The organism is Maribellus luteus, assembly GCF_003576475.1.
GTDB classification, from domain to species: Bacteria; Bacteroidota; Bacteroidia; order Bacteroidales; family Prolixibacteraceae; genus Draconibacterium; species Draconibacterium luteum.
The window spans coordinates 1-500 of sequence record NZ_QWGR01000354.1 but is presented as its reverse complement, the minus strand read 5'-3'; the positions used below and the strand labels follow the sequence as shown (position 1 = coordinate 500).

Sequence of the window (500 nt, the reverse complement as noted above, 5' to 3'; positions counted from 1 at the left end):
GCAGGACCATTTGTTGCGTCGGCATGTCTATCCGCGCCTCCTAGAATGAAGAACGATTCCTTGAGAACGCCATGCCTATGACCTCTCACCGACATACCGCTCGGCGGGGCTGGCTCGCCGCGCTTGTAGTGGCGGCCGGCCTATGCCTGAGCCTTTCCGTACATGCTGCCGACAACGCGCAAGCGCTGCGCGACAAATACCAGACCGTGGCGCCCCAGTTGGCCGATAACGTTTTCCATCGGCCGTTGGTGCTGGAATCCACCGAAGCCCCCGAACGGCTCAAGAGCGACATCTATAGCGTGCTCGACTACCCGTTCGCCACCGTCAAGAGCGCGCTGGGAGATCCGGAGCACGGCGCTTCCAACTGGTGCGACGTGCTCATCCTGCATCTGAATATCAAGTACTGCCACGCCACGCAGGGCACGGATGGCAGCGTGCTGAACGTGAACCTGGGCCGCAAGGTGGAAGACTCGCTCTCCAGCAGCTATCGCCTCGAGTTC

General features: G+C 61.2%; 1 protein-coding gene. It reads left to right on the top strand.

Going from position 1 to position 500, the window contains the following annotated elements:
• Window positions 1-77 precede the first annotated feature (77 nt).
• Window positions 78-500 (top strand): hypothetical protein (locus D1614_RS29200; protein ID WP_206610241.1); only part of this gene is annotated, 423 nt, incomplete at its 3' end.